The organism is Psychrobacter sp. FME13, assembly GCF_014861395.1.
Lineage (GTDB): Bacteria > Pseudomonadota > Gammaproteobacteria > Pseudomonadales > Moraxellaceae > Psychrobacter.
In genome coordinates, this window is record NZ_RRYV01000175.1 from 1 (window position 1) to 6,255 (window position 6,255).

5 protein-coding genes and 2 pseudogenes are annotated in these 6,255 nt (G+C 42.7%); 2 read left to right on the forward strand and 5 right to left on the reverse strand.

Going from position 1 to position 6,255, the window contains the following annotated elements:
* From EI164_RS14095 to EI164_RS14105, 3 genes are all read right to left on the reverse strand, one after another.
* Entirely contained in the window at positions 1-384 is a 384-nt protein-coding gene (locus tag EI164_RS14095) for an ABC transporter permease (RefSeq protein WP_225739315.1), read from the reverse strand.
* A gap of 67 nt (positions 385-451) precedes the next feature.
* Positions 452-1,306 (reverse strand): ATP-binding cassette domain-containing protein, encoded by an 855-nt coding sequence (locus EI164_RS14100; protein WP_192520560.1) that lies wholly within the window; start codon positions 1,304-1,306, stop codon positions 452-454.
* 9 nt (positions 1,307-1,315) lie between these two features.
* Positions 1,316-1,876 (reverse strand): thioesterase family protein, encoded by a 561-nt coding sequence (locus EI164_RS14105; protein WP_192520561.1) that lies wholly within the window; start codon positions 1,874-1,876, stop codon positions 1,316-1,318.
* A 321-nt stretch (positions 1,877-2,197) separates the two neighbouring features.
* On the opposite strand from EI164_RS14105, the gene xthA reads away from it, so the two are divergent.
* Entirely contained in the window at positions 2,198-3,022 is an 825-nt protein-coding gene (gene xthA, locus EI164_RS14110; protein WP_192520562.1) for an exodeoxyribonuclease III, read from the forward strand.
* 71 nt (positions 3,023-3,093) lie between these two features.
* Positions 3,094-4,317: a bifunctional glutamate N-acetyltransferase/amino-acid acetyltransferase ArgJ gene (gene argJ / locus EI164_RS14115; protein WP_192520563.1), complete on the forward strand. Its 1,224-nt coding sequence runs from the start codon at positions 3,094-3,096 to the stop codon at positions 4,315-4,317.
* A 344-nt stretch (positions 4,318-4,661) separates the two neighbouring features.
* On the opposite strand, the pseudogene EI164_RS14120 reads toward argJ, so the two are convergent.
* Positions 4,662-6,077, reverse strand: a pseudogene (locus tag EI164_RS14120) (L-serine ammonia-lyase); the annotation flags it as partial.
* A 27-nt stretch (positions 6,078-6,104) separates the two neighbouring features.
* Positions 6,105-6,255 (reverse strand): annotated as a pseudogene (locus tag EI164_RS17150) (IS30 family transposase); the annotation flags it as partial.

Below are 6,255 nucleotides of genomic sequence, written 5' to 3' on the forward strand. Positions count from 1 at the left end.
TCAATCAGGCAGCTTAATTCTATTTATTAGGTGTCTTAAGTTTGGGAGGGTTACCATAACGGCTATGGCAGTGACCAATGTCGCTGAGGTGCTGACTGCAAGGAAGGTATCCGTCAGTAAGCCTTTATATCTGCGTTTGACCCGGTTTTTGGCAGCACTGCCAGCAATCAAGGTCATGATGGTCAAAATAAGAAGTACTTCATACCATTGTTTACGTGCAAAAATCCAAGCCAATATCAAACCGATGAAACTAAGCTGCACCACCGTGCGAATCGCAGCGGTTAATAGTATTTTGGTCAGATGTAAGCGTAGTCGCCATGACACGATAAGAACGATGAAAATTAGACTGCTGGCAAGGGCGATATCACCGTAAATTAGAATCATCTGTATATCATCCGTACCGCTTATCGTTTTCTGTAACGATTAAAGGTATTGGTTTTGGTTGCTTGTGTTAAAAAACTTGGGATAGTATTCCTGCTTGCATATGCCAGTGATGATTGGCTAATGGCATGATATCTTGCGTATCATGAGTAACCCACAATAATGTGCGCCTTCTATCTAGCCGTAGCCAGCTCATAAGTAGTTGTACCAGCTGTGCTGACGTATCGACGTCTAAAGCAGCTGTAGGCTCATCTAGTAATAATACCTGCGGACTTAATTGTAAAAGACGTAAGGTATTGACCAACTGCCGTTCGCCACCAGATAAGTAAGTGGTATCTTGATACAAAAAATCAGCGTTTCGTTGCATATGTTCAAGCTGTGCTATATGCCAATCTATATCAAAACGGCGCTGCTGATGAGCTTGTAGACTATAGGGTATTTTTAGATTGTCAATGACACGGCCTTCTAGTAACTGTGGATGTTGTGCTAGTAAGGCTATCTGGGTGCGCCATTGTGTGGGAACGGTATCGTGAATGCTCTGATAGGCATTGATACTTGAGATGTCATCGTTATTTAAGTAAATATCACCGCGGCTTATAGGCAATAGTCCTGCTAATACTCGTAACAATACGGATTTTCCACTACCAGAAGACCCAGTCAAGACGGTTACTTGCCCTGCCAGCAGCTGACCAGTCACACCATTTATTAATACTCGTTTATGGGTAATAGAAATAGGGTCGGCTGCTACGAATTTTCTGAATTTATCAGACCATTTTTGATAAATGCTAGGTGGTCGAGATGTTTTTGTGTCAATGTTTGTGTCATGATCATGGGTATAGCGACTAGCTGTGTCTTGGCTGTACACCCAAACATTCTCGAATGTTAGCTTAACATCATGCACATTTTTACCATTTTGTTTACTCATACCTTAGTATCACTGTGCATTCATTTGCTCGTTAATGGCTTGTTCAATGGCAGTACGTAATTTTTGTGGCACACGGATAGGGCGCATAGATGCAGTGTCATTACCAATGGTATTTGATCTTACTTGATTTTGTACACAGGCAATAACGATTTTGGCGCTACTTAATAAACTGCTGCTCGCATTGATATTATGGCTAGTGGTGCTGTCTGCTATATGGCGATGAATACTTTGATGAAAAATTATACTGGCAGGCTTTAACTCTATTTTATCGACACGCACGCTGATGACTTCATCTAAGAGAATGGCTCGTTTGTATTGCAAGTCTGCTTGACTCACGACAAAATGCTGTACATCACCTTTATCCGTCTGCAAAAAATAGCCATTCAAACCAAGATGACTAAACCAATCGCGGCGGCAGTTTTCGAAAAACACCAAATGATTGGCATGGTAGACTATACCGCCAGCATCAGTATGGTTAATATAGACATTATAATCTTTAGCAAACAATGGCGTAATTTCGTTGGTCGCTGTTAATGCGGTAATTGGACTTTTGCTATTAGTGGTTGTCATAATCATGCTCGGTATTGTTATCAGTATAAATAAATAGAAATGGTTTGAAGTTTTTGCTAAATAGCTGCTAAGGGGCACTCTAGTAATTTCTGTTTTTGTCTAATAATAATGTCGTTTTTTAATGATAGGGTTGGAACGATAGTAACGTGTTGTCCAAAACTATGAGAGAAACAATAATTAATAATAAGAGCTACTCTAGCTTAAGATATCAGGACACGCAATAGTTAGGTCGCTCTACGTCTGTTATCATAGGGGTTTGTATTTTGCCTCTCAACTATTCGTATTAGTACCGTATTTTCATCAATCAGTATAGGATAACTTATGACCCGTTTTGTCAGCTTTAATATTAATGGTATTCGTGCTCGCCAACATCAACTTGAGGCTGTGCGAGACGTCATCGATCCTGATGTGATGGGTCTGCAAGAAACCAAAGTACATGATGAGCAGTTTCCTATAGAAAATATAGAAAGTTTGGGTTATCACGTAGAATATTTTGGGCAAAAAGCACATTATGGTGTTGCGCTTTTATCTAAAGTCGCACCTATTTTTGTGCAAAAAGGTTTTCCTGGTGAAGATGAAGAAGCACAAAAGCGTTTCATTCATGCGCGGTATGAGTTTGATGGATGTGAAGTCGATGTTCTCAATGGTTATTTCCCGCAAGGAGAAAGCCAAGATCATCCGACCAAATTTCCGATGAAACGTGCTTACTATGCAAACTTGATGACTTATATTGATACGCTAAAAGCAGAGGGTCGTTCACTCATCATTATGGGAGATATGAATATCGCTCCAGAGGATGTTGATATCGGTATCGGTGAAGCCAATGCAAAGCGCTGGCTTAAAAATAGAAAAAGCTCTTTTTTGCCAGAAGAACGTGAGTGGTATAGTGCATTGATGTCACGTGAGTTGACGGATACGTACCGTTTGCATTATCCAGAAAGCACTGAGTTTTATAGTTGGTTTGACTACCGTAGCCGAGGTTTTAATGATGAGCCTAAGCGTGGACTGCGTATCGATCATATTCTGTGTACCGCAGATTTAGTTGATGCATGTGTTGAGGCAGGTATCAGTTATGAGCTGCGAGCGATGGAAAAACCCTCTGACCATGCGCCAATTTGGTCGGCTTTTGATTTAAAAAAATTGTAGTAAACATATAGTATTAAGGCGTGTTCTAATTAAACTATATCCTCTCAAAACTGAACAATAAGGATTTCATAATGGCTGTCGGAAATGTAGCAATACCCAATACGATTTATCCTATCGAAGGTATCAAATTGAGTGCGACCGCAGCGGGCGTGCGTTACAAAGACCGTGACGATTTGGTCGTGATTGAGATAGCAGATACGGCGACTACTGCTGTTGTTACTACCAAAAATACTTTTTGTGCTGCACCTGTAAGTGTCTTACGTGAGAATTTTGCGAAAGCCAGTCCACGCTATTTGGTGACCAACACAGGCAATGCCAATGCAGGAACGGGCGCTGATGGCAAACGTCGTGCTATCGATATCTGTACTGCACTGGCTAGTAAGGCAGGGGTGGATAGTAGTAGCGTATTGCCATTCTCTACTGGTGTCATTGGTGAGCCGTTGAATAGCGATGCAGTGATCGCAGGTTTGGATAATGCGCTTACCAATCTAGGCGCTGATAATTGGCTTGCAGCAGCAAATGGTATTCGCACTACTGACACCATTCCTAAGCTTGCCAGCCAAAAAATTGATGTTGCTGGCACTAACTACCACGTTACAGGAATGTCAAAAGGCTCAGGTATGATACGGCCAAATATGGCCACCATGCTGGGTTACGTAGCGACTGACGCCAATATCGCAGCTAACGTATTACAAGAAATGCTAAGTGCCATCAATGAGCAGTCTTTTAACCGTATTACTGTCGATGGTGATACCTCGACCAATGACTGTTGTGTCTTGATAGCCACTGGTGCTGCTAGCTCAGAGGTGATTGATAGCCCAGAACACCCACATTATAAAGCTGTGTTTGCTGCTTTGAGTGAAGTGTTCTTACGTTTGGCACAATTGATTGTGCGTGACGGAGAAGGCGCAACCAAGTTTATGACAGTAAAAGTTACTGGTGGTCAGACGACACAAGAGTGTTGTGATGTGGCGTATGCCGTTGCTCATTCACCACTCGTAAAAACAGCGTTCTTTGCCAGTGATGCTAACTGGGGACGTATCTTAGCTGCTGTTGGCTATGCTGGTGTTGAAGATTTGGATACCGAACAAGTCGATGTCTATCTCGATGATGTGATGATATGTGAAAATGGCGGTGTTGCGCCCAGTTATATGGAAGAGGCGGGCAATACGGTCATGAGTCGCCCTGAGATTACCATCCATATTGATCTTGCACGTGGTGATTTCAGTGATACGGTATATACCTGCGATTTATCCTATGACTATGTCAAAATAAATGCCGATTATCGTAGCTAAAAGTGCCGATATATTGTGCAATTATGAATAGATATCGCACATGATAAAAAGCCTCTAAAGTATTAGAGGCTTTTTTTGTTGTTTGTAAGGTAATGCTTTTGGGAATATATCTAACTATAGTCGAACGATTATAGATTGTACAAATAGTACATCTAAGGAGGGTAACGCCGTAGCGGTTTAGTATGGTCAGTGAAAAGTAATATCAATACACCATGCATCGCTGATATAAATTTTTCTCGCTTGCTGTGCCTGCGCAGACAGAGGCTACAAAAAATCGATATCAGCAATACCGTAGCGTTTTTAGGATATTTTGACTGTATTTCACTGACTATATATGTTTAACATTAACACTGGCTATAATTAACACTAAATCCACGAGTCGCTGTAGGTATGCGGTTGTCTGCATAGATGGCAAGTCCGCCACGTGATGTTTCCTTATATTTATCGAGCATGTCAGCCCCTGTTACTCTCATGGTTTCGATCACTTTATCTAAAGAGACAAAGTGCTGTCCATTACCGCGGCAGGCAAGACGAGCAGCATTAACTGCTTTTACCGCGCCCATCGCATTGCGCTCGATGCAGGGCACCTGTACCAAGCCGCCAACAGGATCGCAGGTCAGGCCTAAGTTATGCTCAATGCCAATTTCTGCAGCATTGAGGCATTTGGCAGGATCGCCGCCTAGTATTTCGGCCAATGCAGAGGCTGCCATTGCACAAGCGGAGCCAACCTCACCTTGACAGCCGACCTCAGCACCAGATATTGAGGCGTTCTGTTTGATTAAGCTACCGATAGCGGTGGCATTTAATAAAAACTGGCGTGCACCTTCAATGCTGTAGTTTGCTAAAAAGTCACGGTAATAATGCATGACCGCAGGGATAATGCCTGCCGCACCATTGGTAGGCGCAGTCACAACATTGCCACCGTTGGCGTTCTCTTCATTGACCGCCAAGGCATATAGGTCAATCCAATCCATCGCGGCAAGCTTATCATTTTCCGTCAGAGTCTGGTGTTTCTCAGCGCACAATTGCAGATGCAAGGATTGAGCACGACGCTTTACATCCAAACCACCAGGTAATATGCCACTGCTTTGACATCCTCGTGTTACACAGTCTTGCATAGCCGTCCAAATAGAATCCAAATAAGCAAAAACGTCAGCTTGGTCGCGGTAGTGACATTCATTTGCCAGTACCAACTCGCTAATGCTCAGCTGGTGCTGATGGCATTGCTCTAATAGTTCTGCAGCGCTATTAAACGGGTAAGGAACCACATCAATTGTCGGGCTGGCATGATCTTCATCTGGATTGGTGGCATCTTCTTCATTAATCACAAAGCCGCCACCGACTGAATAATATGTTTTCTGATACAGAGTGCTATCTGTTAGTACTGCTCGAAGTGTCAGTGCATTAGGGTGATAGGGTAGAACCGTATCATCATGCCAATGAATGTCTTGCTCTGTATCAAATCCAATGCTATGTGTGCCTGATACCGCTAATACCTTGTCAGAGAAAATGGGGGCTAGATAATTGCTAGTCATACGCGTGTCTATCGTACTGGGTGTATGGCCAAGTAGTCCGAGCAAGATGGCTGTATCTGTTGCATGTCCTTTGCCTGTCGCTGCCAAAGAGCCATAAAGCTCAATTTCAATTGTTTTAATCGTTGTCAGTGCTGTTTGCTTGGTGAATGATGCTAAAAAAAGGTTGGCAGCAACCATCGGTCCGACTGTATGCGAACTTGATGGGCCTATGCCGATTTTAAATAAACTTAGATTAACACACCAAGTGCAACGCTAATTAATATTATAGAACGCCTGCATAGGCGTCTTAAACCCTAATCGTTTTCTTGGTCTGTTGTTTAATTTGTTCTCAATGTCCTGCATCTCATCATCAGAGACTTGTCTAAAGTCACAACCCTTAGGCAAGTACTCTCTGATAAGGCCG

Bases quoted from the DNA above. Each gene is read 5' to 3' on its own strand.
- EI164_RS14105 (WP_192520561.1), bottom strand. From the start codon at position 1,876: ATGACAACCACTAATAGCAAAAGTCCAATTACCGCATTAACAGCGACC.
- xthA (WP_192520562.1), top strand. From the start codon at position 2,198: ATGACCCGTTTTGTCAGCTTTAATATTAATGGTATTCGTGCTCGCCAA.
- EI164_RS14100 (WP_192520560.1), bottom strand. From the start codon at position 1,306: ATGAGTAAACAAAATGGTAAAAATGTGCATGATGTTAAGCTAACATTC.
- argJ (WP_192520563.1), top strand. From the start codon at position 3,094: ATGGCTGTCGGAAATGTAGCAATACCCAATACGATTTATCCTATCGAA.
- EI164_RS14095 (WP_225739315.1), bottom strand. From the start codon at position 384: ATGATTCTAATTTACGGTGATATCGCCCTTGCCAGCAGTCTAATTTTC.